Origin of the sequence: Streptococcus ruminicola, from assembly GCF_011387195.1 — a bacterium.
GTDB classification, from domain to species: domain Bacteria; phylum Bacillota; class Bacilli; order Lactobacillales; family Streptococcaceae; genus Streptococcus; species Streptococcus ruminicola.
Genome location: NZ_CP046919.1, coordinates 603,241 through 629,718, shown reverse-complemented (window position 1 = coordinate 629,718; position 26,478 = coordinate 603,241). Strand labels below are relative to the sequence as shown.

At 38.9% G+C, this 26,478-nt stretch carries 24 protein-coding genes and 1 pseudogene; 19 read left to right on the top strand and 6 right to left on the bottom strand.

Annotated elements, in window-relative coordinates; genetic code table 11:
- Positions 1–16: 16 nt before the first annotated feature.
- From rpsG to GPZ88_RS03190, 10 genes are all read left to right on the top strand, one after another.
- Positions 17–487 (top strand): 30S ribosomal protein S7, encoded by a 471-nt coding sequence (gene rpsG, locus GPZ88_RS03235; protein ID WP_004233289.1) that lies wholly within the window; start codon positions 17–19, stop codon positions 485–487.
- 201 nt (positions 488–688) lie between these two features.
- The gene (gene fusA, locus GPZ88_RS03230) at positions 689–2,767 is read left to right on the top strand and encodes an elongation factor G (protein ID WP_020917479.1); all 2,079 of its coding nucleotides are present in this window, start codon (positions 689–691) and stop codon (positions 2,765–2,767) included.
- A 207-nt stretch (positions 2,768–2,974) separates the two neighbouring features.
- Complete coding sequence (gene gap, locus GPZ88_RS03225; RefSeq protein ID WP_039696243.1) at positions 2,975–3,988, top strand: type I glyceraldehyde-3-phosphate dehydrogenase; 1,014 nt, start codon at positions 2,975–2,977, stop codon at positions 3,986–3,988.
- 184 nt (positions 3,989–4,172) lie between these two features.
- On the top strand, positions 4,173–5,369 hold the full coding sequence (locus GPZ88_RS03220; protein WP_074602933.1) for a phosphoglycerate kinase: 1,197 nt from the start codon (positions 4,173–4,175) through the stop codon (positions 5,367–5,369).
- A 133-nt stretch (positions 5,370–5,502) separates the two neighbouring features.
- Positions 5,503–6,048, top strand: a complete 546-nt coding sequence (locus tag GPZ88_RS03215; protein WP_039696246.1) for an FUSC family protein — start codon at positions 5,503–5,505, stop codon at positions 6,046–6,048.
- An 81-nt stretch (positions 6,049–6,129) separates the two neighbouring features.
- Positions 6,130–6,501 carry a MerR family transcriptional regulator gene (locus tag GPZ88_RS03210; protein WP_015695674.1) on the top strand — a complete coding sequence of 124 codons (372 nt, stop codon included), beginning with the start codon at positions 6,130–6,132 and terminating at the stop codon, positions 6,499–6,501.
- A 46-nt stretch (positions 6,502–6,547) separates the two neighbouring features.
- Positions 6,548–7,894, top strand: coding sequence for a type I glutamate--ammonia ligase (gene glnA / locus GPZ88_RS03205; protein WP_074560916.1), 1,347 nt, complete (start codon positions 6,548–6,550; stop codon positions 7,892–7,894).
- 190 nt (positions 7,895–8,084) lie between these two features.
- Positions 8,085–12,602 carry a glutamate synthase large subunit gene (gene gltB / locus GPZ88_RS03200; RefSeq protein ID WP_166043378.1) on the top strand — a complete coding sequence of 1,506 codons (4,518 nt, stop codon included), beginning with the start codon at positions 8,085–8,087 and terminating at the stop codon, positions 12,600–12,602.
- Between the two features lies 1 nt (position 12,603).
- The gene (locus tag GPZ88_RS03195; protein WP_039696251.1) at positions 12,604–14,043 is read left to right on the top strand and encodes a glutamate synthase subunit beta; all 1,440 of its coding nucleotides are present in this window, start codon (positions 12,604–12,606) and stop codon (positions 14,041–14,043) included.
- 181 nt (positions 14,044–14,224) lie between these two features.
- The gene (locus tag GPZ88_RS03190; RefSeq protein ID WP_420825316.1) at positions 14,225–14,893 is read left to right on the top strand and encodes a CHAP domain-containing protein; all 669 of its coding nucleotides are present in this window, start codon (positions 14,225–14,227) and stop codon (positions 14,891–14,893) included.
- A gap of 100 nt (positions 14,894–14,993) precedes the next feature.
- Here the strand turns inward: GPZ88_RS03190 and rnjA are convergent, their stop codons facing one another.
- Both rnjA and GPZ88_RS03180 read right to left on the bottom strand, forming a co-directional pair.
- On the bottom strand, positions 14,994–16,676 hold the full coding sequence (gene rnjA, locus GPZ88_RS03185) for a ribonuclease J1 (protein ID WP_039696257.1): 1,683 nt from the start codon (positions 16,674–16,676) through the stop codon (positions 14,994–14,996).
- 1 nt (position 16,677) lies between these two features.
- On the bottom strand, positions 16,678–16,908 hold the full coding sequence (locus GPZ88_RS03180; protein WP_074564447.1) for a DNA-dependent RNA polymerase subunit epsilon: 231 nt from the start codon (positions 16,906–16,908) through the stop codon (positions 16,678–16,680).
- Between the two features lie 188 nt (positions 16,909–17,096).
- Here GPZ88_RS03180 and tsaB point away from each other — a divergent pair, with 188 nt between their 5' ends.
- From tsaB to tsaD, 3 genes are read left to right on the top strand one after another with little or no spacing between them, the layout of a single operon-like run.
- Complete coding sequence (gene tsaB, locus GPZ88_RS03175) at positions 17,097–17,789, top strand: tRNA (adenosine(37)-N6)-threonylcarbamoyltransferase complex dimerization subunit type 1 TsaB (RefSeq protein ID WP_080728286.1); 693 nt, start codon at positions 17,097–17,099, stop codon at positions 17,787–17,789.
- Position 17,790: 1 nt separating this feature from the next.
- Positions 17,791–18,225, top strand: coding sequence for a ribosomal protein S18-alanine N-acetyltransferase (rimI, locus tag GPZ88_RS03170; RefSeq protein WP_234794911.1), 435 nt, complete (start codon positions 17,791–17,793; stop codon positions 18,223–18,225).
- Complete coding sequence (gene tsaD / locus GPZ88_RS03165; RefSeq protein ID WP_039696260.1) at positions 18,222–19,232, top strand: tRNA (adenosine(37)-N6)-threonylcarbamoyltransferase complex transferase subunit TsaD; 1,011 nt, start codon at positions 18,222–18,224, stop codon at positions 19,230–19,232. Before rimI ends, tsaD begins: the two co-directional genes overlap by 4 nt.
- Positions 19,233–19,282: 50 nt before the next feature.
- Here tsaD and GPZ88_RS03160 read toward each other — a convergent pair whose 3' ends face one another.
- Complete coding sequence (locus GPZ88_RS03160) at positions 19,283–19,684, bottom strand: MarR family winged helix-turn-helix transcriptional regulator (RefSeq protein ID WP_166043374.1); 402 nt, start codon at positions 19,682–19,684, stop codon at positions 19,283–19,285.
- Between the two features lie 108 nt (positions 19,685–19,792).
- Here GPZ88_RS03160 and GPZ88_RS03155 point away from each other — a divergent pair, with 108 nt between their 5' ends.
- Positions 19,793–20,275: a GNAT family N-acetyltransferase gene (locus GPZ88_RS03155; protein ID WP_166043372.1), complete on the top strand. Its 483-nt coding sequence runs from the start codon at positions 19,793–19,795 to the stop codon at positions 20,273–20,275.
- A 56-nt stretch (positions 20,276–20,331) separates the two neighbouring features.
- On the opposite strand, the gene rpsN is transcribed toward GPZ88_RS03155, so the two are convergent.
- Positions 20,332–20,601 (bottom strand): 30S ribosomal protein S14, encoded by a 270-nt coding sequence (gene rpsN / locus GPZ88_RS03150; RefSeq protein WP_024343539.1) that lies wholly within the window; start codon positions 20,599–20,601, stop codon positions 20,332–20,334.
- Between the two features lie 139 nt (positions 20,602–20,740).
- Complete coding sequence (gene aao, locus GPZ88_RS03145) at positions 20,741–21,913, bottom strand: aminoacetone oxidase (RefSeq protein ID WP_074602916.1); 1,173 nt, start codon at positions 21,911–21,913, stop codon at positions 20,741–20,743.
- A gap of 221 nt (positions 21,914–22,134) precedes the next feature.
- Between aao and GPZ88_RS03140 the strand changes: the two genes are divergently transcribed.
- The 3 genes and pseudogenes from GPZ88_RS03140 (at position 22,135) to GPZ88_RS03130 (ending at position 24,164) form a co-directional block, all read left to right on the top strand.
- Entirely contained in the window at positions 22,135–22,680 is a 546-nt protein-coding gene (locus GPZ88_RS03140) for a DUF536 domain-containing protein (protein WP_015695665.1), read from the top strand.
- 74 nt (positions 22,681–22,754) lie between these two features.
- On the top strand, positions 22,755–23,342 hold the full coding sequence (locus GPZ88_RS03135) for a 3'-5' exonuclease (protein WP_166043370.1): 588 nt from the start codon (positions 22,755–22,757) through the stop codon (positions 23,340–23,342).
- A gap of 102 nt (positions 23,343–23,444) precedes the next feature.
- Positions 23,445–24,164, top strand: a pseudogene (locus GPZ88_RS03130) (MerR family transcriptional regulator).
- 41 nt (positions 24,165–24,205) lie between these two features.
- Here GPZ88_RS03130 and GPZ88_RS03125 read toward each other — a convergent pair.
- Complete coding sequence (locus GPZ88_RS03125) at positions 24,206–24,505, bottom strand: YbaB/EbfC family nucleoid-associated protein (RefSeq protein ID WP_039696271.1); 300 nt, start codon at positions 24,503–24,505, stop codon at positions 24,206–24,208.
- A gap of 236 nt (positions 24,506–24,741) precedes the next feature.
- Here GPZ88_RS03125 and GPZ88_RS03120 point away from each other — a divergent pair, with 236 nt between their 5' ends.
- Both GPZ88_RS03120 and pstC read left to right on the top strand, forming a co-directional pair.
- Positions 24,742–25,623 (top strand): substrate-binding domain-containing protein, encoded by an 882-nt coding sequence (locus GPZ88_RS03120; RefSeq protein ID WP_074602908.1) that lies wholly within the window; start codon positions 24,742–24,744, stop codon positions 25,621–25,623.
- 9 nt (positions 25,624–25,632) lie between these two features.
- Positions 25,633–26,478 (top strand): phosphate ABC transporter permease subunit PstC, encoded by an 846-nt coding sequence (pstC, locus tag GPZ88_RS03115; RefSeq protein ID WP_074602906.1) that lies wholly within the window; start codon positions 25,633–25,635, stop codon positions 26,476–26,478.

Genomic DNA, 26,478 nt, shown 5'->3' with positions numbered 1-26,478 from the left:
AGGGAGATAAGAAAGAATGAGTCGTAAAAATAGAGCGCCAAAACGCGAAGTATTGCCAGATCCATTATACAATTCACAACTTGTAACACGTCTTATCAACCGTGTTATGCTTGATGGTAAACGTGGTACTGCTGCATCAATCGTATATGATGCATTTGAACAAATTAAAGAAGCTACTGGAAACGATGCACTTGAAGTATTCGAAACAGCTATGGAAAACATCATGCCTGTTCTTGAAGTACGTGCTCGTCGTGTCGGTGGTTCTAACTACCAAGTCCCAGTTGAAGTTCGTCCAGAACGTCGTACAACTCTTGGACTTCGTTGGTTGGTAAACGCATCACGTGATCGTGGTGAACACACTATGAAAGATCGTCTTGCAAAAGAAATCCTTGATGCTGCTAACAACACTGGTGCTTCAGTTAAAAAACGCGAAGATACACACCGTATGGCAGAAGCAAACCGTGCATTCGCACACTTCCGCTGGTAATCTGCAAGATAATGATACGTCACTTCGAATGCATTTAATTTGTTTTACTACTGGCATTCGAAATTTGCTTAATCAGAATTTATTTCTGCTTAAGTTGTATCAAATTTAATAAAACATCTTTAGAACGGGTAGGTCCTGCCTATCCGTTCTAAAAGTATGTTATAATAAAGTAGTAAACTAAATTTATAATAGGAGAAAAAAATGGCTCGCGAATTTTCACTTGAAAAAACTCGTAACATCGGTATCATGGCTCACGTCGATGCTGGTAAAACAACAACAACTGAGCGTATTCTTTACTATACTGGTAAAATCCATAAAATCGGTGAAACACACGAAGGTGCTTCACAAATGGACTGGATGGAACAAGAGCAAGAACGTGGTATCACAATCACTTCTGCCGCTACAACTGCACAATGGAAAGACTACCGCGTAAACATTATCGACACACCAGGGCACGTGGACTTCACAATCGAAGTACAACGTTCACTTCGTGTTCTTGATGGTGCGGTTACAGTTCTTGACTCACAATCAGGTGTAGAACCTCAAACAGAAACAGTTTGGCGTCAAGCTACTGAATACGGTGTTCCTCGTATCGTATTCTCAAACAAAATGGATAAAATCGGTGCTGACTTCCTTTACTCAGTAAGCACACTTCACGATCGTCTTCAAGCTAACGCTCACCCAATTCAATTGCCAATCGGTTCTGAAGATAGCTTCCGTGGTATCATTGACTTGGTTCGTATGAAAGCTGAAATCTACACTAACGACCTTGGTACAGATATTCTTGAAGAAGACATCCCAGCAGAATACGTAGATCAAGCTAACGAATACCGTGAAAAATTGATCGAAGCAGTTGCTGAAACTGATGAAGAATTGATGATGAAATACCTTGAAGGTGAAGAAATCACTGAAGCTGAATTGAAAGCTGCTATCCGTAAAGCAACTATCAACGTTGAATTCTTCCCAGTTCTTTGTGGTTCTGCCTTCAAAAACAAAGGTGTTCAAATGATGCTTGATGCGGTTATCGACTACCTTCCAAGCCCACTTGACATCCCTGCAATCAAAGGTGTTAACCCAGATACAGATGAAGAAGAAGAACGCCCAGCTTCAGATGACGAACCATTTGCAGCCCTTGCGTTCAAGATCATGACTGACCCATTCGTAGGTCGTTTGACATTCTTCCGTGTTTACTCAGGTGTATTGAACAGCGGTTCTTACGTTCTTAACACTTCTAAAGGTAAACGTGAACGTATCGGACGTATCCTTCAAATGCACGCTAACCACCGTAACGAAATCGAAACAGTTTACGCTGGTGATATCGCCGCTGCTGTTGGTTTGAAAGATACTACAACTGGTGACTCATTGACTGATGAAAAAGCTAAAGTTATTCTTGAATCAATCGATGTTCCAGAACCAGTTATCCAATTGATGGTTGAACCTAAATCTAAAGCTGACCAAGATAAAATGGGTATCGCTCTTCAAAAACTTGCTGAAGAAGATCCAACATTCCGTGTTGAAACTAACGTTGAAACTGGTGAAACAGTTATCTCTGGTATGGGTGAACTTCACCTTGACGTCCTTGTTGACCGTATGAAACGTGAATTCAAAGTTGAAGCTAACGTAGGTGCTCCACAAGTATCATACCGTGAAACATTCCGTCAAGCTACTCAAGCACGTGGATTCTTCAAACGCCAATCTGGTGGTAAAGGTCAATTCGGTGATGTTTGGATTGAATTTACTCCAAATGAAGAAGGTAAAGGATTCGAATTCGAAAATGCTATCGTCGGTGGTGTGGTTCCTCGTGAATTCATCCCTGCAGTAGAAAAAGGTCTTCAAGAATCTATGGCTAACGGTGTTCTTGCTGGTTACCCAATGGTTGACGTTAAAGCTAAACTTTACGATGGTTCATACCACGATGTCGATTCATCTGAAACAGCCTTCAAGATCGCTGCATCACTTGCACTTAAAGAAGCTGCTAAAACTGCACACCCAGTTATTCTTGAACCAATGATGCTTGTTACAATCACAGCTCCAGAAGAAAACCTTGGTGACGTTATGGGTCACGTTACAGCTCGTCGTGGACGTGTTGATGGTATGGAAGCTCACGGTAACAGCCAAATCGTTCGTGCCTTCGTTCCACTTGCTGAAATGTTCGGTTACGCAACAGTTCTTCGTTCTGCAACTCAAGGACGTGGTACATTCATGATGGTATTTGACCACTATGAAGATGTTCCTAAATCAGTTCAAGAAGAAATCATCAAGAAAAATTCTGGTGAATAATTACTGATAAAAAGGATGCTCAAATGAGCGTCCTTTTTTGTAATGAAAACGGTAATAATATTTGCAATTTTAGCGAAATAGTTATATAATAATAGCGTTGAAAGGTTGATTTGTGCCTACGTAAGTTAATCTTTTCACAATTGTCTAAAAGGGAAACCTTTTAAAATAAAAAATTTTTTTTTGATTTTCATAAGGAGGAAATCACTAATGGTAGTTAAAGTTGGTATTAACGGTTTCGGTCGTATCGGTCGTCTTGCATTCCGTCGTATCCAAAACGTTGAAGGTGTTGAAGTAGCTCGTATTAACGACCTTACTGACCCAGCTATGCTTGCTCACTTGTTGAAATACGATACAACTCAAGGTCGTTTCAACGGTGATGTTGTTGTTAAAGATGGTGGTTTTGAAGTTAACGGTCAATTCGTTAAAGTTTCTGCTGAACGTGACCCAGAACAAATCGACTGGGCTAACGACGGTGTAGAAATCGTTCTTGAAGCAACTGGTTTCTTTGCAACTAAAGCTGCTGCTGAAAAACACTTGCACGAAGGTGGAGCTAAAAAAGTTGTTATCACTGCTCCTGGTGGATCAGATGTTAAAACAATCGTATTTAACACTAACCACGAAATCCTAGATGGTACTGAAACAGTTATCTCAGCTGGTTCATGTACAACTAACTGTCTTGCACCAATGGCTGACGCTTTGAACAAAAACTTCGGTCTTAAAGTTGGTACAATGACTACAGTTCACGGTTACACTGGTGACCAAATGACTCTTGATGGACCACACCGTAAAGGTGACTTCCGTCGCGCACGTGCTGCTGCTGAAAACATCGTTCCTAACTCAACTGGTGCTGCTAAAGCTATCGGTCTTGTTATCCCTGAATTGAACGGTAAACTTCAAGGTCATGCACAACGTGTACCAGTTCCAACTGGATCACTTACTGAACTTGTTTCAGTTCTTGACAAAAAAGTAACTGCTGAAGAAGTTAACGCTGCTATGCAAGCTGCTGCAACTGAATCATTCGGTTACAACACTGACCAAGTAGTTTCAAGCGATATCGTAGGTATCTCATTCGGTTCATTGTTTGACGCAACTCAAACTGAAGTAACTGAAGCTGCTGACGGTACTCAATTGGTTAAAACTGTTTCATGGTACGACAACGAAATGTCATACACTTCACAACTTGTTCGTACTCTTGAATACTTCGCAAAAATTGCTAAATAATCATTGAGTTGATCAGTTAAAGAGAGGATTTATTCCTCTCTTTTTTTATTTCTCTTAAATATGCTGAATTACTTAAGACATAGTAGTAGGGGAGCTGAAGGACAAATTCTATTGATTTAACTACCTCTTTTACAGGTTTTGTGATATAATTAGCATGTATAAAAAATTATAAGGAGTCCTATCAATGGCTAAATTGACTGTTAAAGACGTTGATTTGAAAGGTAAAAAAGTCCTTGTCCGTGTTGACTTTAATGTACCTTTGAAAGATGGCGTTATCACTAATGACAACCGTATTTCTGCGGCTCTTCCAACAATCAAGTACATCATCGAACAAGGTGGTCGTGCAATTCTTTTCTCTCACCTTGGACGTGTTAAAGAAGAAGCTGATAAAGAAGGTAAATCTCTTGCTCCAGTAGCAGCTGATTTGGCAGCTAAACTTGGTCAAGAAGTTGTCTTCCCTGGTGTTACACGTGGTGCTGAACTTGAAGAAGCTATCAACAACCTTAAAGATGGTGAAGTTCTTCTTGTTGAAAACACTCGTTTTGAAGATGTTGACGGTAAAAAAGAATCTAAAAACGATCCAGAACTTGGTAAATACTGGGCTTCACTTGGTGACGGAATCTTCGTTAACGATGCATTCGGTACTGCACACCGTTCACACGCATCTAACGTAGGTATCTCTGCAAACGTTGAAAAAGCTGTTGCAGGTTTCCTTCTTGAAAACGAAATTGCTTACATCCAAGAAGCTGTTGAAAACCCAGTTCGTCCATTTATCGCAATCCTTGGTGGTTCAAAAGTTTCAGATAAAATCGGTGTTATCGAAAACTTGTTGAAAAAAGCTGATAAAGTTCTTATCGGTGGTGGTATGACTTACACATTCCTTAAAGCACAAGGTATCGAAATCGGTAACTCACTTGTTGAAGAAGACAAACTTGACGTTGCTAAAGAACTTTTGGCTAAAGCTAACGGTAAATTGATCTTGCCAGTTGACTCAAAAGAAGCTAACGCTTTTGCTGACTACACTGAAGTTAAAGATACTGAAGGTGCAGCTGTAGATGCTGGATTCCTTGGTCTTGATATCGGTCCTAAATCAATCGCTAAATTCGACGAAGAATTGACTGGTGCTAAAACTGTTGTTTGGAACGGACCTATGGGTGTATTTGAAAACCCTGACTTCCAAGCTGGTACAATCGGTGTAATGGACGCTATTGTTAAACAACCAGGCGTTAAATCAATCATCGGTGGTGGTGACTCAGCTGCCGCAGCTATCAACCTTGGCCGTGCAGACAAATTCTCATGGATCTCTACTGGTGGTGGAGCTTCTATGGAACTTCTTGAAGGTAAAGTACTTCCAGGTCTTGCTGCATTGACTGACAAATAATTCTCAACTTTGAGAATAGAAGAGCCCTTTGGGGCTCTTCTTTTATTTACACTTGAAAAAGTAAACGCATTCCAGTCTAGCGAAAACGATTTAAAATGTGTTAAAATAAAGAAAATATATTGGGTTGTGGGTTATGAAGTATTTGAAAGATCTTTTATCAAATTATAAATTTGATCCGAGTAAGTTTAAGTTAGGGATGCGAACGCTGAAGACAGGTTTGTCTGTCTTTTTGGTTCTTTTATTATTTCATTTATTTGGTTGGGAAGGGCTGCAGATTGGAACGCTGACGGCTGTTTTCAGTTTACGTGAAAGTTTGGATAAAAGTGTTCACTTTGGTTTTTCACGTATTGTTGGAAATAGTGTCGGTGGTTTTTTATCTTTGCTCTTCTTTTTAATTAATCAATTTTTTCACAACGAATTTTGGGTGACTCTGTTTTTTGTCCCAGTATTTACCATGCTTGGCATTATGATCAATGTTTCGATTAATAATAAAGCAGGGATTATTGGTGGAACATCGGCACTTTTAATTATTACGCTATCAATCCCTGCTGGGGATACGATTTTGTACGTCTTTGCAAGGGTGTTTGAAACATTCTGCGGAGTCTTTGTTGCTATACTCGTTAATTCTGATGTAGACATGGTTCGCGAGTGGTTGAAAAATAAAAATGAAAAAAATTGATTCTTAATGTCATATTTTCTGACATATAGGGTTGACAGTTTAGAATTTTCAGACTATAATAATTATCGGAAGGAGGTCATCATGAAAGAAAAAGAACTCAGACGTTCCATGGCGGTTTTTCCCATTGGGACAGTAATGAAATTGACCGATTTAACAGCACGTCAGATTCGTTATTATGAGGATCAAGGGTTAATAACCCCAGAACGTACTTCAGGTAACCGTCGTATGTTTTCATTAAACGATATGGATCGATTGCTTGAAATTAAAGATTTCCTTGACGAGGGGCTTAATATTGCGGCTATCAAGCGTGAATACGCGGATAGACAAGATAAAGCACTTCAAAAGCAGAAGTCTTTAACTGATGCTGATGTTCGTCGAATCTTACAAGATGAACTCCGAAACCAAGGTCGTTTTTCGGCCCCATCACAGTACATTAGCAATTGGCGCATCTAAATAAGCGCCGCTCGGTTATTTCGGTTTTAAAAGGAGACCTAAATTCATGACTATTACAGCAGCTGACATCCGTCGCGAAGTCAAAGAAAAAAATGTTACATTTTTACGCTTGATGTTCTCAGATATCGCTGGAACATTGAAAAACGTAGAAATCCCAGCAACTGACGAACAACTTGACAAAGTATTGTCAAACAAAGCAATGTTTGATGGATCTTCAATCGAAGGTTTTGTACGTATCAACGAATCTGATATGTTCTTACACCCAGATCTTGATACATGGACAGTGTTCCCTTGGGGTGGTGAAAATGGTGCTGTTGCAGGTTTGATCTGTGATATCTACACTGCTGAAGGTGAACCATTTGCAGGTGACCCACGTGGTAACTTGAAACGTGCACTTCGTCACATGGAAAAAGTTGGTTTCAAATCATTTAACCTTGGTCCCGAACCAGAATTCTTCTTGTTCAAATTGGATGAAAAAGGTGAACCAACTCTTGAAGTAAATGACCGCGGTGGTTACTTCGACCTTGCACCAACTGACCTTGCAGATAACACTCGTCGTGAAATCGTTAATGTTTTGACTGAAATGGGATTTGAAGTTGAAGCAAGTCACCACGAAGTTGCAATCGGTCAACACGAAATCGACTTTAAATATGCTGATGTTTTGAAAGCATGTGATAACATTCAAATTTTCAAACTTGTTGTTAAAACAATTGCTCGTAAACATGGTCTTTACGCTACATTCATGGCTAAACCTAAATTCGGTATCAACGGTTCAGGTATGCACTGTAACATGTCATTGTTTGACTACGATGGAAATAATGCATTCTTCGATACTGAAGATCCAAAAGGTATGCAATTGTCTGAAACAGCATACTACTTCCTTGGCGGTTTGATGAAACACGCTTATAACTACACTGCAATCATGAACCCAACTGTAAACTCATACAAACGTTTGGTTCCTGGTTATGAAGCACCAGTTTACATCGCATGGGCTGGACGTAACCGTTCACCACTTATCCGCGTACCTGCATCACGTGGAATGGGTACTCGTTTGGAACTTCGTTCAGTTGACCCAACTGCTAACCCATATCTTGCTCTTGCTGTCCTTCTTGAAGCAGGTCTTGATGGTATTGAAAACAAAATTGAAGCACCAGCTCCAGTTGAATCAAATATCTACATCATGACTCAAGAAGAGCGTAAAGAAGCTGGAATTCGTGATCTTCCATCAACATTGCACAATGCCGTTAAAGCATTGCAAGATGATGAAGTGGTTAAAGCTGCTCTTGGAAATCACATCTTTACAAACTTTGTGGAAGCTAAGAAAATTGAATGGTCAAGCTATGCGGCCTTTGTTTCACAATGGGAAATTGACAACTATCTAGATCTTTACTAAGAAGTAGTAGTAAGTAAGACAGCTTCTAGCTGTCTTTTTTTTTCCAAAAAATACCACATTCTAAATAGAAAGTTTAAATAAGAGCTATTCTAATTAGAGAGAATGTGGTATAATTGAAGTAAATATTCTGAATAATTAGACTATTTTAGTCTATTTTAGACTATTTGTATTAATGATAGGAGTAAGAGCTATGAATGAAAGTGCTTTGAGGGCGCAGCAGACAACGCTTTGGGATCCATCTTTTGAATCAGATGCCTGTGGGATGGGGTTTGTTGCACAACTCGATGGTGAAGCAAGTCATACTTTGATTGATTATGCCTTGACAATGTTGACACGTATGAATCACCGTGGTGGTACAGGTGCAGAGCCTGATACTGGTGATGGTGCCGGAATGTTGCTTGCTTTGCCAGATGAATTTTTCCAAGTAAAAGCAAAAGAAGCAGGTTATGATTTACCTAAAAAAGGTGACTACGCTGTTGCACAACTATTTTTACCTCAAGATACTGAGGCTAAAGATAGCCTTCTAGAAGCAGTTAAAGCAGAAATTAAATCAGCTGGTTTCCATGTCTTGATGACTCGTGATGTGCCATTTAATTATGATAATTGTGGCCCAGCGGCACAAGAAATTATGCCAAGCTTTGTTCAAGTTTTTGTTAAAAAACCTGATGATACTAAAGCTGGTCGTGATTTTGAAGACAAATTGTTCCGCTTGCGTCGTCAACTTGAAAAGAGCTTTTCATCTGATGAATTTTTCATCTGTTCTCTTTCAAGCAAAACAATTGTGTACAAAGGGATGCTTCATGCCTTCCAAGTTGGTCTTTTTTATCCTGACTTGCAAGATGAACATTTTAAATCACACATTGCATTGACACACTCTCGTTTCTCTACAAATACTTTCCCATCTTGGGATCGTGCACAACCATTCCGTTTCTTGGCTCACAATGGTGAAATCAATACCCTTCGTGGTGCAGAAAACTGGATGCACAGCCACCAGATTGAAGTTTATAATGAAGAAAACTCAGATTCTGCCAAATTGGAAAACTGTTTAGAGTACCTTTATCGTAATGGTCGTGATATTCCACAAAGTCTATTGATGATGGTACCAGAAGCTTGGGGTGACGAGTCAGGTCTTCCTGATGACCTTAAAGCATTTTATGAATATGCATCAAGTTTTGTGGCTCCATGGGATGGTCCGGCTGCTCTTGTCTTTACAGATGGTGACATGGTTGGTGCTCGTTTGGACCGTAATGGTTTGCGTCCTAGCCGCTACTCATTGACAAAAGATAATTTCTTAATCTGTTCAAGTGAATCTGGTGTTGTTGACCTTGAACCAAGTCGCGTTATCGAAAAAGGTGTGCTTGGACCTGGTAACATGATGTTGATTGACACAACTTCTGGTAAATTGATGCGTAATGAAGAAGTGAAAGCTTATTATGCTGCACAACACCCATATAAAGAGTGGGTAGAAGAAAACATTGCACATCTTAATGATTTTGAAGCTTCAGAATTAAATCAAGAAACAAATGACATTGAAACAATGTGGAAAGCTTACGGCTATAATGAAGAAGTTATTCGTACAGTTATCCTCCCAATGTCTGAAAAAGGTGAAGAACCTGTTATTTCTATGGGATTTGATAGCCCACTAGCAGTTCTTTCTAATAAGAGTCAATCTCTTTTCACTTTCTTTAAACAACAATTCGCCCAAGTTACAAACCCACCAATCGATGCGATTCGTGAACAAATTGTCGTTTCAACAAGTGTTTACCTAGGTGGTGATGGTAACTTCAAAGCTGATGGTGCTGATAACTGTGTCAAAGTTAAAATTGATAGTCCAGTTCTTTCAAGCGAAGATTTTGCCAAAATCGCTAACTTGCAAGACGAACGTTACCGTGCAACAACTCTCTCAACAGTTTACGATGTTGTTGAACCATCACATAATCGTTTGCAACGTGCTTTGGAGAATCTTTTCAAAGCAGCTGAAAAAGCTGTTGATAATGGTAGCAAGATTATCATTCTTTCAGACCGCAATGTAAAAGAAAACCAAACAACAATCCCAATGCTTTTGGCTGTTTCTGGTTTGAATAACTACATGGTTGTTAAAGGTAAAGCTAGCCAATTCTCAATCGTTGTTGATACGGCAGAAGCAATTGAAGTTCACCATTTTGCAACTTTGGTTGGTTATGGTGCTGCAGCCGTTCACCCTTATGGTGCTTATGCAACATTGAAAGAATATGGTAAAGATGCAACTGCATTTGAGAAATACCGTAAAGCAGCTGAAAAAGGTATCGTTAAAGTTATGAGTCGTATGGGGATTTCTACAATCCTAGGTTACAAAGGAGCTCAATTGTTTGAAGCAGTTGGTCTTTCAGACTCAGTTGTTAACAAATACTTTACAGGTACAGTAACACGTATCGGTGGATTGTCTCTTGACCAAATTGAAAAAGAATATCTTCAACGTATGGAAGATGCCTTTGGTCCCCGTCGTGGAGACTATTTGCAAAGTGGCGGTATTTACCAATTTAAAGCTGATGGTGAATATCACCTCTTCAATCCACATACAATTTATAATTTCCAACAAGCTGTTCGTAAAGGAGATTACAAACTCTTCAAAGAATACACTGCTGAATTGGATAAAGAAGCCTTGTCAACTCCGACGACACTTCGTTCAATCTGGGAATTTAAATCAGATCGTCCAAAAGTTGACCTTTCTGAGGTTGAACCAGCTGAAGCAATCGTTAAACGTTTCAAAGTTGGTGCCATGAGTTTTGGTTCACTTTCTAAAGAAGCGCACGAAACAATCGCCGAAGCAATGAACTCAATCGGAGCTAAGTCAAACTCTGGTGAAGGTGGCGAAAACCATAATCGTTTCAAAGTGCAACCAGATGGTCGTAACTTGAACTCTAAAATTAAACAAGTCGCTTCAGGACGTTTTGGTGTCAATGCTGAATACCTTATGTCTGCTGAAGAAATCCAAATCAAGTTGGCACAAGGTGCAAAACCTGGTGAAGGTGGTCAGTTGCCTGGTCAAAAAGTCTTCCCATGGGTTGCTGAAATTCGTGGTGCAACGCCTGGTGTTCGTTTGATTTCACCACCACCTCACCATGATATCTACTCAATCGAAGATTTGGCTCAATTGATTTATGACCTTAAGGCTATCAATCCTTATGCTAAAATCAATGTTAAATTGGTTTCAAGTACTGGTGTTGGTACAATCGCTACAGGTTGTGTAAAAGCTGGTGCTGATAAGGTTGTTATTTCTGGTTATGATGGTGGTACAGGAGCTTCTCCTCGTAACTCTGTTCGTGATGCTGGTCTTCCATGGGAAATGGGATTGGCTGAAGCTCACCAAACATTGTCACTTAACCGTCTTCGTCAACGTATGACGCTTGAAACAGATGGTAAATTGATGACAGGTCGTGATGTTGCTATTGCTACACTTCTTGGTGCAGAAGAATATTCATTTGCAAGTTTGACATTGATTTCAATTGGTTGTGTCATGATGCGTGTATGTTCACTTAATACTTGTCCAGTTGGTGTTGCTACTCAAAATCCAGAACTTCGTAAACACTTTGCTGGTAAACCTGAACATGTTATCAACATGATGATGTTTATGGCAGAAGAATTGCGTGAATACATGGCTGAACTTGGTTTCCGTTCTGTTGACGAAATGGTTGGACACTCAGAAATCTTGAAAGCTAAATTTGTTCCAAAAGGTAAAGCTAAATCACTTGATTTCTCTCGTATGCTTGGAACAGCTTATCCAATTGAACGTAAGACAGAAGACCCATTTGCTGAAGCACGTCAATGGAAAGAATTGGATGGATTTGCTAAAGCGGCTGTCGATAGTGGTACAAGCGTAACTGTTAAAGAAACAATCAACAATGTTCAACGTGCTGTCGGAGCTCGTATGGCAGGTTGGATGGCTGAACGTTATGGTAACTACTCAGTTGAACCTGGTTTGATTAAGTACGAATACACTGGTATTGCTGGTCAATCATTTGCAAGCTTTATTACTCAAGGTATGGAATTGACGTTGGTCGGTGAAGCCAATGATTACATTGCTAAATCTATGTCAGGTGGACGTTTAATTGTGAAACCACCACATGATGCTGCTTATGATATTGAAAATTCACCAATTGTTGGTAATGTTGCCCTCTTTGGTGCGGTCAAAGGTGAAGCTTACTTCGCTGGTCGTGCTGGTGAACGTTTCTGTGTTCGTAACTCAGGTGCGAAAGTTGTTGTTGAAGGTGTTGGAGCTCACGGTTGTGAATACATGACAGGTGGTGTTGCGGTTATCCTTGGTACAACAGGTCGTAACTTCGCTGCTGGTATGAGTGGTGGTGTTGCTTACGTTTACGATGCTGATGGCGATTTCGCTGAAAAAGTTAACCGTCAAATGGTTGACCTTTACAAAGTTGGTGAAACACGTGGTGACGATGTTTTGGTAGATATGATTCAAAAACACTACGAATACACTGGTAGTGCCAAAGCTAAACGTTTACTTGATAACTGGGCACAAGAAGTTGATAAATTTGTCAAAGTTTACCCAACTGAGTTCCACGAAATCAATAACATTGAGTATGCTCTTGCTAACACTGGTCTAGAAGGTGACGAACTTGAATTGCGTACTTTCGAAATTGCAACTGGTGGTGCAGAAACAGCAGCAGAAAAAGAAGAGCTTCTCGCACAAGTAACAGGGGGTAAATAAAATGGCTAATCCGTTTGGATTTTTGAAATATGATCGAAAAGACAATCCGTTTCGTCCTGTTGCTGAACGCATCTTGGACTTTGAAGAACTACAAGTTCCGTTAACAGCAGAAGAACGTCAAAAACAAGCTGCGCGTTGTATGTCTTGTGGGATTCCTTTCTGTCACTCAGGACAATTTTACGGTGGCGGACGTGCAGTTTCAGGTTGTCCAAATGACAACTTGATTCCTGAGTGGAATGATTTGCTATACAAAGGTGACTATAAGCGTGCATTTGAGCGTTTATCACGCACTAATCCGTTTCCAGAGATGACTGGACGTGTTTGCCCAGCTCCATGTGAAAAAGGCTGTACAGAGGGTCTCAATGGCTCTGGTGTTACTATCCATGATAACGAACGCTTTATCATTGATACAGCCTTTGAAAATGGTTGGGTAGAAGAATCAGGTCGCCCAGCTTTCCGTACAGGATTTAAAATTGCCGTTATTGGTTCAGGTCCTGCAGGTCTTTCAACGGCATGGCGTCTTAACAAACTTGGTCACAGTGTCACAGTTTATGAACGTAGTGACCGCTTTGGTGGACTTTTGATGTATGGTATTCCAAATATGAAGTTGGATAAAGAAGTTGTTCAACGTCGTATCGATCTTATGGAAAAACTTGGTATCAATTTTGTTGCCAATACAGAAGTTGGACGTGATATTACTGCAGATGAATTGTTGAAACAATATGACCGTGTTGTTCTTGCCACTGGTGCTAGCGTGCCACGTGATTTGGATGTTCCTGGTCGTCACTTGACTGGTATTCGATTTGCAGTTGATTTTTTAACTGAAACAACTAAAAACGTTCTTGCATCTGATAACAAAAAACTTGGTCCAACACTTGAAGGAAAACATGTTCTTGTTATCGGTGGTGGTGATACTGGTAATGACTGTATCGGTACAGCTGTTCGTTTAGGTGCAGCAAGCGTTAAACAGCTTGAAATCACTCCAGAACCACCAGAAAAACGCTTGCCAACTAATCCATGGCCACAATATCCAATGATTAAACGTGTTGGATATGGACAAGAAGAAGCTAATTTCGTACAAGATACAGAATTGACAACTTATGCAACATCAACAACAGAATTTATTGGTGCTGATCGTGGTCAAGTTATTGCTGCGAAAACTATCAAAGTTGGTCCTGGTTTCAAACCAATCGAAGGTACTGAAGAAACGATTAAAGCTGACCTTGTCTTGTTAGCAATGGGATTCACTGGCGCTGAAAAATCACTCTTTGAACAATTTGGTGTCCAAAGTGTTTACGATGATTATTCAACTAACAACGATCGTGTCTTTGTTGCTGGTGATGCTCGTCGTGGTCCAAGTCTTGTTATTTGGGGAATCCGTGAAGGACGTAAGGCTGCTGAACAAATCGACCAAGGCCTTCGTGTTATGGTAGCTCAATAATAAATTAATCTAAGCGTTTAACACACTTTCTTGTTTTTCAATCATAAAAAAAACTGTCCATTGGGCAGTTTTTTTGTAACGTTCATTTTGCAAATTGAGATTTCGTGAAATGTAACGCTTACATTCCCTTATATAATTTGTAATATTGGCTTGCTATACTAGTGTTCATAAAGGGAGGAAGATTTTTATGAATTACAAAACAAAATTAGTTATAGCAACCGCAACATTGTCCGGTGCTTTGCTATTTTCACAAGTAAATGTAAAGGCAGATACTTATACCTTGCAAAGTGGTGACTCATTTTATAGTGTGGCGCAAATGTATGGACTGAGTGTTTATGACTTAGCAGCCTTAAATGGGATGTCGATTTATGACACTATTGTTCCTGGGCAAGTGTTACAGATACCTGATAAGACACCAATTGATCCATTTGTGACTAATTTGTTAACATCAAGTAGGAATTCTGAGTTAGCTCAAGCTGATGTACCGGCGGTAAAGTCAGAAAATCCAACTAATACTTACCCTGTTGGGCAATGCACTTGGGGTGTTAAGCAGGTAGCTACATGGGCAAGTAATTGGTGGGGAAATGCTGGCGACTGGGCAGCCAATGCCGCTTCACAAGGTTATGTGGTTGGGACACAAGCTGAAGTAGGAGCTATTGTCTGCTGGACTGATCCTGATAGTTATGGGCACGTGGCTTACGTGACAGCTGTAAATGCTAGTGGGCAAATTCAAGTTTTAGAATCTAATTATGGCAATAAGCAATGGATTGATAATTATCGTGGCTGGTTTGATCCAACAAAGAGTAATACTGCTGGAGCTGTCAGCTATATCTATCCAGAAAGTTATTAACAAGATAGAATAAGTCTGGAAAAATTCCAGGCTTTTTAAGTTTCTGTGGATAAGTTGTTAATAAAAAAGTCTAGTTGACTCAGTCAACTAGACTTTTTGGTTATTTATCATCTGGTGTGAGAATCATTGGAATAATGATTGGTTCACGTTCAGTTTTTTCGTATAGGAATGGACGAAGTGCGTTAACGATAGCACCATTTACAGATTGGATACTTGCGTCTTTGTTCTTCAAAGCAATACGGATAGCATTGAAGAGAACACGTTGACTTTCACGAATAAGGTCACCAGATTCACGCATGTAGATAAATCCACGACTAAGAATGTCTGGACCTGCCAAAATCATTTGGCTATCAAAGTCAACAGTAGCAACGGCAAGAACAACACCGTCTTCAGACAAATCACGGCGGTCACGAAGTACGGCAGCACCGATATCTCCGATACCATTACCATCAACATAGATGTCTTGGGCGTTAAAGTGTCCAGCACGACGAGCTGAGTTAGCTGTAAGAGCTAGCACATCACCGTTTTCCATGATGAAGATATTGTCTTTTGGCACACCTGTGTCCATCGCTAAACCAGCGTGGATTTTAAGCATACGGTATTCACCGTGAACTGGCATGAAGAATTTTGGTTTCATCAAGCGGAGCATAAGTTTTTGCTCTTGTTGTCCACCGTGACCAGATGTGTGGATATTGTTAACTTTTCCGTGGATAACTTCTACACCAGCCTCTTGGATAGTGTTGATAAGTTTGTTAACACTTGTTGTATTACCAGGAATTGGGCTAGAAGAGAAGATGACAGTATCGCCAGGTTGTAGTGTAACTTGACGGTGTGTACCATTAGCAATACGTGCTAGCGCAGCCATTGATTCACCTTGGCTACCTGTACACATAATCAAGATTTCACTAGCGTGGTAGTCTTTGATTTCGCTTGGTTCGATAAATGTTCCTTTTGGAACTTTGATGTAACCAAGTTCAATACCGTTTACAATGGCTTTTTCCATTGAACGTCCGAAGACTACGATTTTACGTCCAGTTTTAACAGCTGCTTCGGCAGCTTGTTGGAGACGGAAGATGTTTGAGGCAAATGACGCAAAGATAATACGTCCGTGGATACCTTCAATAATCTTCATAATAGATTGTCCAACAACTTTTTCTGAGTTTGTAAAGGTTGGAATTTCTGCGTTAGTAGAATCAGATAGCAAACATAGGACGCCATCCTCACCAAGTGCAGCCATGCGGTGGATATCTGCTGGTTCACCAACTGGTGTCCAGTCAAATTTGAAATCCCCTGTGCAGACAATTTTACCTTGTGGTGTGTGGATAACGATTCCTAGAGGTTCCGGAATTGAGTGGGTTGTACGGAAGAATGTAACGCTAAGGTTTTTAAAAGTCAACTCTGTATTGGCGTTGATTTCATAAAGTTTAGCGTCACGTAAAAGTCCGTGTTCTTCCAATTTTCCTTTGATAAGTGAAAGCGCAAGTGGTCCAGCATAAATTGGAATATTGGCTTGTTTCAAAAGAAATGGAATCCCACCAATGTGGTCTTCGTGCCCGTGAGTAATCACAAGGCCTTTAATGCGATCGATATTGTCAACGATATATGAATAGTCTGGAATGACGTAGTCAATACCGAGCAAATCGTCTTCTGGGAATTTGATACCAGCATCTACGATAATGATTTCATCTTGATATTCAATACCGTAAGTGTTTTTACCAATTTCTCCGAGACCACCAATCGCATAAACCCCAACTTCTTCGGGTTTTAAATTGATTTGTGACATGTTATAACTCCGTTAATTTAAAGGCACCTGTTTCTTTTTCGTAGGCTAGGTGTTTTTCTGAAAGAAGTTCAATGTATTCAACGTTGTAAGGTGTTTTTGCCTCTACAAGTTCACGAGTTTTGATACGTCCTTCAAGTTCGTTAGCTGCGTCAATTTCTAAATAAAGAGCTTTAGTTTGTTCGCGGCGTGGGTTACGTTCTTTTGTTTCTTGATAAAAAACTTTATAAATCATAGTTTTTTCCTTTCTTGATATACCTGTGGTTAATCAAACTACACAAAACACGTCAACTAGCTTGTTCATACTTGCTACTTGACCAGTTCTTATTAAATTTTTTCTGAGTAATTGATTTAACCTTGATTCGTTGCAATTATTAAAATTATATCATAAAATAAGAAGTATAATCAAGTGAGGGAATTTAAATGATGAAAGTTTTAGCCTTTGATACTTCAAGTAAGGCTTTGTCTGTTGCCATCTTGGATGGTGAAAATTTACTAGCCGATGTAACGGTCAATATTAAGAAAAATCACAGCATTAATTTGATGCCTGCGATTGATTTTTTGATGAAAGCAGTTGATTTAAAACCAACTGATTTGGATAGAATTTCAGTAGCTCAAGGTCCTGGCTCATACACTGGGCTACGTGTGGCAGTTGCGACTGCAAAAACACTGGCATACACTTTAAATATTGAGTTGGTAGGTGTTTCTAGTCTTTACGCGCTTGCTGCTGCAGCTGATTTTGATGGCTTAGTTGTCCCAGTGATTGATGCTCGTCGTAATAATGTGTATGCTGGTTTTTACAAAGATGGTCAATCTCTTAAAGACGACCAACACATGAACTTTGCCGATGTTCTTGAAGCAGTTAAGGACGAAGAATCTGTTATGTTTGTTGGTGAAGTGGCTAATTTCAGCAATCAAATTGCTGAGAGTCTTCCGCAAGCTAAGGTTCTTTCTGTTTTGCCGTCAGCTTATGCTATTGGTAAACGTGGTCAAGAGCTACAACCAGTTGATGTGGATAGCTTTGTGCCAAGTTATCTAAAACGTGTCGAAGCAGAAGAAAATTGGCTTAAAACACACACAGAAAATCCAAGTGCAAATTATGTCAATCGCATCTAATATGAAAGATTTACAAGCAAGTGTTACTGCTGTTTATGAGATATTGTCAGATGTTTACCCAGTATCTCCGTGGTCTGAAAAGCAGATTTTATCAGACATGCAACAGGATAATGTTGATTACTTTTTTGTCAAAAAAGATGAAAAAGATGTAGGATTTTTAGCCATTTCACAATTGGCTGGGGAATTAGAAATCACAAATATTGCTATTAAAAAAGCTTATCAAGGACACGGTCTTGGAAGTCAATTGCTAGCCAATCTAGACCAGATGGACTATCCGATCTTTTTAGAGGTTAGAGCATCGAACGCTCCAGCTCAAGCTTTATACAAGAAATTTGGTTTTGACATTATTGGCAAGCGTAAGCAATATTATCATGAACCAGTAGAAGATGCGATTATCATGAAGCGCGAAGGTAAATACGAGGTAATTAATCGATGAAAGATAGATATATTTTAGCCGTGGAGAGTTCTTGTGATGAAACAAGTATTGCGGTTTTGAAGAATGAAAGTGAGATTTTAAGTAACGTCATCGCAAGCCAAATCGAAAGTCATAAGCGTTTTGGTGGTGTTGTGCCTGAAGTTGCTAGTCGTCACCATGTTGAAGTAATTACAACTTGCTTTAAGGATGCTTTGGAAGCTGCAGGCATTGAAGTTAGCGACTTAGATGCGGTTGCGGTCACTTACGGACCTGGTTTGGTTGGTGCGATTCTGGTTGGAATGGCGGCTGCTAAAGCTTTTGCTTGGGCTAACAATTTGCCATTGATTCCAGTCAACCACATGGCAGGACACTTAATGGCGGCGCGTGAAGTAAAAGAACTTCAATACCCATTGATGGCTTTATTGGTTTCTGGTGGTCACACAGAACTTGTTTATGTGTCTGAACCAGGTAATTATAAGATTGTTGGTGAAACACGTGATGATGCTGTAGGTGAAGCTTATGACAAAGTTGGTCGTGTGATGGGCTTGACTTACCCAGCGGGACGTGAAATAGACCAATTGGCACATAAAGGAAAAGATATCTATGATTTCCCACGTGCGATGATTAAAGAAGACAATCTTGAGTTTTCATTCTCAGGGCTGAAATCAGCCTTTATCAATCTCCATCATAATGCGGCTCAAAAAGGTGAAACTCTTTCAAATGAAGATTTGTCAGCATCATTCCAAGCAGCTGTCTTAGATGTTTTAATGGCTAAAACCAAAAAAGCTTTGGAGAAATATCCAGTTAAAACCCTTGTAGTAGCAGGTGGTGTGGCGGCAAACCAAGGCCTTCGTGAACGTTTAGCAGATGAAATCACAGAAGCAGAAGTTGTCATTCCCCCACTACGTCTATGTGGTGATAATGCGGGAATGGTTTCACTAGCTGCAGCTATCGAATACGATAAAGGACATTTTGCTGGACTTGATTTAAATGCTAAACCAAGTCTTGCCTTTGATACATTGGATTAAATATAAATAAGCTCCTGAAAATTTCAGGGGCTTTTGACTTATTAACAATCTTAGTAGTTTAATTTTGCCATGAGTTTTTCGAGCTGAGCAACTTCATCTGTGGATAAGTTTGATAATAGCAAATCAGATTGTTGCTGTTCATATTCATGAAGCTGTGGATAAATGTCCATGGCTTTTTCTGTTGGATAAACACGTTTGATTTTCTGGTTAACAGCATCTTTCTTTAATTCAAAATAGCCAAGCTTAACAATTTTTTTGATGGTTCTAAAGGCTGTTGTGCGATCAATTTGGACATTATCAGCTAATTCCCCTAAAAACATACCAGGTTGTTCACAGATACGAATGATATAGATATAAAGGTTATTATTTAAGCCAAATTCTTTAAAGTGATTGTTAGAATCTATTTGAATAGTACGCGTAATGGCACCAATAGTACGAATGATTTTAAACATCTTATCTCCTCGAATAAATTTTATCAAAAAAATATTGCATTTACAATAAAATGTGCTATAATATGAGAAATATTATTGCAAATACAATTAAATAAAAGGGGAGAGTTTATGGAAATCAGAATTTTTGAGCCAAAATTTAATCAGTCAGTAAAAGAGATGATTTTAGATATTCAACAAAATGAATTTCTACTTCCAATCACGCTATCTGATCAACCTGATTTATTGGATATTGAACGTTCATACCAAAATAAAGGTGGACAGTTTTGGGTGGCTGTGGATAGCAGCAGTGGTCATTTAATTGGATGTCTTGGTTTAGTTGCACTTAGAGATGGGAATGTTGCTTTAAAGAAAATGTTTGTTGCAAAACCTTATCGAAAATTAGGTTTAGGGAAAAAGTTATTAGAAGAATTTATTACTTATTGTTATGAAAATAGTAAAAAGGCGATATTTCTTGGAACAACATCAGATTTTGAAGCTGCTCAATATTTTTATCAAAAATCTGGATTTAAAGAAATTACTTCGGCAGATTTACCTGAAGATTTTCCACGTTTAACTGTGGATAACCGTTATTACACTTATTACATTAACTAAAAAAGCAGACGTAGTCTGCTTTTTTGGTGATAAAAACTTTTTTCTTTCTAGATATATTACCAGCTGGCTTTTGTGACCCCTGGGATTTTTCCTTCGTGAGCAAGATTACGGAAGTTGATACGGCTCATGCCAAATTTTCGCATGTAAGCATGAGGACGACCGTCAATGCGGTCACGGTTTTTCAAGCGATTTGGATTTGAGTCGCGTGGTAATTTACGAAGGGCTTCGTAATCACCTTTAGCTTTTAGTTCGCGACGCAAGTCTGCGTATTGTTCAATGAGTTTTAATTGTTTATTGTATCTAGCAATTTTTGATTTTTTAGCCATAATATCTCCTTTTAGTTAACTGGTTAACAAAATTAATTATAACACTTTTAGGTCAAGAATCAAGCAAAAAACCTTAACTAGTTAAATATTTTTTTAAAAATATAAAAAAGAAATCCAAAATTGGATTTCTCAACAATTGTTAATAATGTAAACTTCCAGCAACCCAGCCTGTGCACAAGGCAACCGTGATATTAAAACCACCTGTGTGGGCATTGATATCAAGGACTTCGCCAGCAAAGTGCAAGCCTGGAACTTGCTTGCTTTCAAGAGTTTTAGGATTGATTTCTTTTAAGTCAACGCCGCCTTTGGTTACAAAGGATTTTGCGAGAGACATTTTTCCAGTGACCTTGATTGGTAAAGCTTTTATCTTATCCACAAGCTCTTTTTCTTGATTTGGGGTCAGTTGTTTGACTTTTTCAGGAAATGGCTGAGCAAAAAAGTTTGCTAAGCGCTCAGGGACAAGCATTTTAAGAGTATTCTTAAGTGATTTTTCACGATGTTCTTCTAAAAATGCAAGAAGATCTTCTGTGGATATATTGGGGATAACATCGAGTGTGATAGTTTCTCCACCTTTAATAAAACTAGACATGCGAAGCGCAGCGGGTCCAGATAGTCCAAAGTGGGTAAAGAGTAAATCGTGTGTAATGTGATGTTTCCCATAAGATAGGCTGATATCGCTCAGAGAAATTCCCTGAAGTTCCTTGTGTGGAAAATCTGTTAATAAAGGACTTTCTGCTGCTTCAAGTTCGGTTAAGTTTAACTTGAAGTGACGAGCAATTTCATAGCCAAATCCAGTCGAACCAGTTGATGGATAAGCTTTCCCACCAGTTGTGACAATGAGTTTTTCACAGACAAACTCATCTGAAGCAGATTTGATGTGGAAAAGGTTATCGATTTTTTTCACAGAAACGACTTCGGTATTTGTTAAGACTGTACCACCGAGTTCGCTAATTTTACGTGCTAGAGCATCGATGATTGTTTTGGATTTATCAGTTTTTGGGAAGACGCGCCCATGGTCTTCAACTTTTAAAGCAACGCCATTTTCTTCAAAGAAGCGCATAATATCATGGTTATCAAATTGAGAAAAGACACTGTAAAGAAAACGTCCATTGCCAGGGATGCCTTCCATCAGGTCATCGATAGTACCGTTATTTGTGACGTTACAACGACCGCCACCTGTACCAGCTAATTTTTTGCCGAGGCGTTTATTTTTTTCAATCAGTAATGTTTTGTAGCCATAATAGCTGCTGGAAATAGCAGCCATCATTCCAGCAGGTCCCCCGCCGATGATAATTGTATCGTATTGTTTCATATAATCATTGTAGCATAAAATATTTCTATCCCGTAGTCAAATGCTAATAGATATTTTTGAAATAGAGTAGCGAGTTTACAGAAAATGACAGAAAGTTGACACGATTGCAAAAAAAGCCTATCAATTCAAGCTTTAAGCAGTCAAGTAACTGGCTAAAAATTGACAATCAAGTGTTCATGTGTTATCCTTTTCATAAGTATTTCAATGTAAAAGAGGATATTATGGCAATCGAGAAAACAGTTAGTGAAATTGCTGAGATTCTAGGAGTTAGCCGCCAAGCGGTTAATAATCGTGTTAAGAATCTCCCAGAAGAAGATGTAGATAAAAATGAAAAAGGTGTTACAGTAGTTAATCGTAGCGGCTTGATCAAATTAGAGGAAATCTATAAAAAAACTATTTTTGAAGATGATCCAATTGACGAAGAAACAAAACAACGTGAACTTTTGGAAATTTTAGTTGATGAAAAAAATACAGAGATTACACGTCTCTATGAACAGCTAAAAGCTAAGGACAAACAATTGGCTTCAAAAGATGAACAACTTCGAGTGAAAGATGTTCAAATCGGTGAGAAAGACAAGCAACTAGATCAACAACAACAATTGACACTAGCTGCTATGGAAGATAGCAAACGTCTTCAACTTGAACTTAATGAAGCTAAGGCTGAGTTTGAAGAAATTCAAACAAAAACAGAAGAAGCTATTCAAGAGCAAGAAGAACAAGCAGCCACTCCGAAAGGATTATTTGCTCGTCTCTTTGGTAAAAAATAGGCTTATTAGGCGGAGCTGGGACGAAAGTTCCAGCTTGTTTTATAAAGAAATGATGATGTTTTTAGGGAGGAATTATGGAAAAGCTATCTGAGTATATTTCCTTTGACTTGGAATTTAATACTGTTGCTGAGATCAGTCACATCATTCAGGTTTCTGCTGTAAAATTTCGAGATGGTGTAGAAGTTGACAACTTTGACACTTACGTTTACACAGATGTTCCTTTACAATCTTTTATTAATGGCTTAACAGGTATTACATCTGAAAAAATTGCTAAGGCGCCAAAATTAGATAAAGTCTTGGCTGATTTTAAAGATTTTGTTGGGAAAACAGCTCTCGTTGGCTACAATGCCTTGAAATCAGACCTTCCTTTGTTAGCTGAAAATGATTTAGACTTGACAGATCTTTACAAGGTTGATCTTTATGATGAAGCTTATGAACGTCGTAGCTCAGATTTAAATGGTATTGCTAATCTTAAATTAACAAGTGTTGCTGACTTTTTAGGAATATCTGGTCACGGGCATAATTCTTTGGAAGATGCTCGCATGACAGCACTAGTTTATGAGAAATTCATGGAATTTGATGAGAATAAATCTTACTTGACTCAACAAGAAGAAGAGCATGGTGACAATCCATTTGCTGCTTTGGGTGGCTTTTTCGATTAAGAGCTTAGCTATTTTTCAAAGAAGGAAAAATCATCTAGGGTAACCTCTTGCTTGTGACCTTAGGTCATGTCCTATAATGAGGGCAGAAAGGAGGTGAAGGAAATGTCTCAGACTTACACAACTGGTGATTTGGCTAAATTGGCTGGTGTTTCGGTTCGCACAGTGCAGTACTACGATAAGCGTGGTATTTTGCTACCGTCACAATTGACAGAAGGTGGTCGTCGTATCTATACCGAGAGTGATTTGGAACGGCTACATTTGATATGTTTTTTACGAGAATTGGATTTTTCGATTGAGTAGATTAAGCGTCTTTTTGCTGAAAAAAATGCCAAGCAGGTTTTAGAACTTCTTCTTGTAGAACATATCAAAGAAACTAAAGAGCAACTTGCAGAAAAGAAGGCGAAACTTGACACTGCTGTAAACTTACTTGACAGAGTTAAGAGCCAGTCAGGACAATCACTAGACTTTTTATCAGACATTTCTCTTACCATGAAAAATCAATTATCTTTGAAAAAGGTCCATCGGAAGATGTTTTTCATCTTTTTGCCTTTAATTATCCTTCAAGTGGGAAGCATAGTATGGGCAATTGTGGCAAGGAATTTTTGGATTTATCTGCTTGCTGAAATCATCATACTACCTTTTGCAATCTGGTTTTCAAAGGTATATGCTCAAAATGTTGCTTACGTTTGCCCAAATTGTCATCACCGATTTCAACCAAATTTTAAGACATTCTTCTTTGCACCTCATACGCCAAAAACACGAAAACTCACTTGCCCGCATTGTCATGAAAAATCTTATTGTTTAGAAGTTGCAAGTAAATAAAAAGCTCGAACCAAATGGTTCGAGCTTTTTTGATGTTTACTTTAGAATGGCAATTTACCTGCGAAAGCACCAAGTGTTTTTTGAGTGGCAGCATCAACTTGAGAAAGAGCATCGTTGATAGCTTGTGTTGTCATATCTTGAAGAGTTTCGATATCATCTGGGTCAACGATAGCATCTTTGAATGAGATGTTAACCAATTTTTTGTCACCTGTGAATTCAGCAACAACTAATTCTTGAGCTGATTTTCCAGTGAAAGTTGTGCTAGCAAGCTCAGCTTGTTTTTTCTCCATTTGTTTTTGAAGTTTTTGAGCTTGACGCATCATGTTTTGCATGTTCATCATAATTAACGAGATTCCTTTCAGAGCAAGGGTTTAATCCTTTATTAATTTGGAAATTTATCTTGAAAAAGATATTAATATTATAGCATCTTTCCTACAGAACTTAAAGTTTGGAGTTGAGCATGTCCTTATTGCTTTTGGGTAAGAAAGGATTTTACAAAAACTTTACAAAAAACAGGTAACGGATTTGATATTAACGGCATATAATGACGACTATAAAGATGTTAAAGGAGAATGTCATGAAAAAATGGAAAATGTTAGCCGGTTTAGCCCTTCTTGGTTTGGGAGCAGGTGCAGTGTTATCTGCTTGTGAAAAATCAGCGAAAACCGATTCAGGAATGGGACAGATTAATGTTGTATCTCGTGAAGAAGGTTCAGGTACACGTGGCGCATTTGTTGAACTTTTTGGTCTAAAGGGTGAAAACAGTAAAGGTGATGCGGTTGATATGACCACATCAAATGCTATCGTAACAAACTCAACTTCAGTAACTCTAACAACTGTCTCTGGTGATAAGTCAGCAATTGGCTACGCTTCATTAGGAGCTCTTAATGACAATGTCAAAGTTTTGAATATTGATGGTCAAAAGGCTAGTGTTGAGACGATTAAGGATGGTTCTTATAAAATTTCTCGTCCATTTAATATTGTGACAAAATCAGAAATCAGTAAGCCAGCAAAAGATTTTATTGCTTATATCTTAAGTAGTGATGGTCAAAAGATTGTTAAGGATAGTGGCTACATTCCTCTTGAGCAGCAAGAGTCCTATCAAACAAGTGTGTCAACTGGAAAAGTGGTGGTTTCTGGTTCAAGTTCGGTAACTCCAGTTATGGAAAAATTGAAAGAAGCTTATGGCAAAGTTAATCCAGGTGTTAAAGTCGATATTCAACAAAGTGACTCATCAACCGGTATCACTGACACTATTGATGGAACATCGGATATTGGTATGGCTTCTCGTGAATTAGAGAAAAGTGAAAAATCAAAAGGTGTTTCATCAACTGTTATTGCAATGGATGGCATTGCACTTGTTGTCAATAAGGCTAATGAGGTAGAAAATTTGACCAGCCAACAGGTAAAAGATATCTTTTCTGGCAAAATAACAGCCTGGAAAGACTTGACTGATTAAGAGGATGTCATGAATCACAAAAAAGAAAAAATCATGCAGGGGGTCTTCTTTTTAGCAGCCTGTATTTCAATCGTTTCAGTTTTATTGATATGCATTTTCTTGTTGGCAAATGGACTGCCTGCTATTAAAGAAATTGGCATTAAAAATTTTCTTCTGGGAGAAATTTGGCGCCCGTCAAGTAATGAATTTGGTATTCTACCGATGATTGTTGGGTCACTTTATGTGACTTTGGGTGCTTTAGTCATTGGGGTTCCGATTGGTATTTTTACGGCAGTTTTTATGGCTAAGTTTTGCCCGCCTATACTTTATAAACCTTTGAAGTCAGCTATTAATTTAATGGCTGGGATTCCGTCTGTTGTCTATGGATTCTTTGGTTTGGTTGTTCTTGTTCCGTTTGTTCGTAATTATATTGGTGGCTATGGTATGGGAGTACTAACGGCATCGATTCTTTTGGGAATAATGATTTTGCCAACAATTGTCAGTGTGTCGGAGTCAGCTATTCGGGCAGTGCCAAATCATTACTATGAAGGTGGGTTAGCTTTAGGAGCTTCTCATGAAAGAAGTATATTTTTTGTGGTACTTCCTGCTGCCAAACGTGGCATATTGGCGTCCGTTATTCTCGGACTTGGTCGCGCTGTTGGAGAGACTATGGCTGTTATTATGGTAGCAGGTAATCAGGCGATTTTACCAAGCTCATTAACCTCAGGGGTTCGAACACTAACAACAAATATTGTTATGGAAATGGGGTATTCATCAGGACTTCATAGGCAGGCTCTAATCGGAACGGCAGTCATTCTATTTCTATTTGTTCTGATTGTTAATATTATTTTCTCATTGTTACGGAAAGAGGATTAG

Bases quoted from the DNA above. Each gene is read 5' to 3' on its own strand.
- GPZ88_RS03155 (WP_166043372.1), top strand. From the start codon at position 19,793: ATGGAAATCAGAATTTTTGAGCCAAAATTTAATCAGTCAGTAAAAGAG.
- rpsG (WP_004233289.1), top strand. From the start codon at position 17: ATGAGTCGTAAAAATAGAGCGCCAAAACGCGAAGTATTGCCAGATCCA.
- GPZ88_RS03160 (WP_166043374.1), bottom strand. From the start codon at position 19,684: ATGTTTAAAATCATTCGTACTATTGGTGCCATTACGCGTACTATTCAA.
- rnjA (WP_039696257.1), bottom strand. From the start codon at position 16,676: ATGTCACAAATCAATTTAAAACCCGAAGAAGTTGGGGTTTATGCGATT.
- glnA (WP_074560916.1), top strand. From the start codon at position 6,548: ATGACTATTACAGCAGCTGACATCCGTCGCGAAGTCAAAGAAAAAAAT.
- GPZ88_RS03125 (WP_039696271.1), bottom strand. From the start codon at position 24,505: ATGATGAACATGCAAAACATGATGCGTCAAGCTCAAAAACTTCAAAAA.
- GPZ88_RS03210 (WP_015695674.1), top strand. From the start codon at position 6,130: ATGAAAGAAAAAGAACTCAGACGTTCCATGGCGGTTTTTCCCATTGGG.
- gap (WP_039696243.1), top strand. From the start codon at position 2,975: ATGGTAGTTAAAGTTGGTATTAACGGTTTCGGTCGTATCGGTCGTCTT.
- rpsN (WP_024343539.1), bottom strand. From the start codon at position 20,601: ATGGCTAAAAAATCAAAAATTGCTAGATACAATAAACAATTAAAACTC.
- GPZ88_RS03140 (WP_015695665.1), top strand. From the start codon at position 22,135: ATGGCAATCGAGAAAACAGTTAGTGAAATTGCTGAGATTCTAGGAGTT.
- GPZ88_RS03135 (WP_166043370.1), top strand. From the start codon at position 22,755: ATGGAAAAGCTATCTGAGTATATTTCCTTTGACTTGGAATTTAATACT.
- pstC (WP_074602906.1), top strand. From the start codon at position 25,633: ATGAATCACAAAAAAGAAAAAATCATGCAGGGGGTCTTCTTTTTAGCA.
- rimI (WP_234794911.1), top strand. From the start codon at position 17,791: ATGAAAGATTTACAAGCAAGTGTTACTGCTGTTTATGAGATATTGTCA.
- GPZ88_RS03195 (WP_039696251.1), top strand. From the start codon at position 12,604: ATGGCTAATCCGTTTGGATTTTTGAAATATGATCGAAAAGACAATCCG.
- GPZ88_RS03215 (WP_039696246.1), top strand. From the start codon at position 5,503: ATGAAGTATTTGAAAGATCTTTTATCAAATTATAAATTTGATCCGAGT.
- GPZ88_RS03180 (WP_074564447.1), bottom strand. From the start codon at position 16,908: ATGATTTATAAAGTTTTTTATCAAGAAACAAAAGAACGTAACCCACGC.
- GPZ88_RS03220 (WP_074602933.1), top strand. From the start codon at position 4,173: ATGGCTAAATTGACTGTTAAAGACGTTGATTTGAAAGGTAAAAAAGTC.
- tsaD (WP_039696260.1), top strand. From the start codon at position 18,222: ATGAAAGATAGATATATTTTAGCCGTGGAGAGTTCTTGTGATGAAACA.
- tsaB (WP_080728286.1), top strand. From the start codon at position 17,097: ATGATGAAAGTTTTAGCCTTTGATACTTCAAGTAAGGCTTTGTCTGTT.
- GPZ88_RS03120 (WP_074602908.1), top strand. From the start codon at position 24,742: ATGAAAAAATGGAAAATGTTAGCCGGTTTAGCCCTTCTTGGTTTGGGA.
- gltB (WP_166043378.1), top strand. From the start codon at position 8,085: ATGAATGAAAGTGCTTTGAGGGCGCAGCAGACAACGCTTTGGGATCCA.
- fusA (WP_020917479.1), top strand. From the start codon at position 689: ATGGCTCGCGAATTTTCACTTGAAAAAACTCGTAACATCGGTATCATG.
- aao (WP_074602916.1), bottom strand. From the start codon at position 21,913: ATGAAACAATACGATACAATTATCATCGGCGGGGGACCTGCTGGAATG.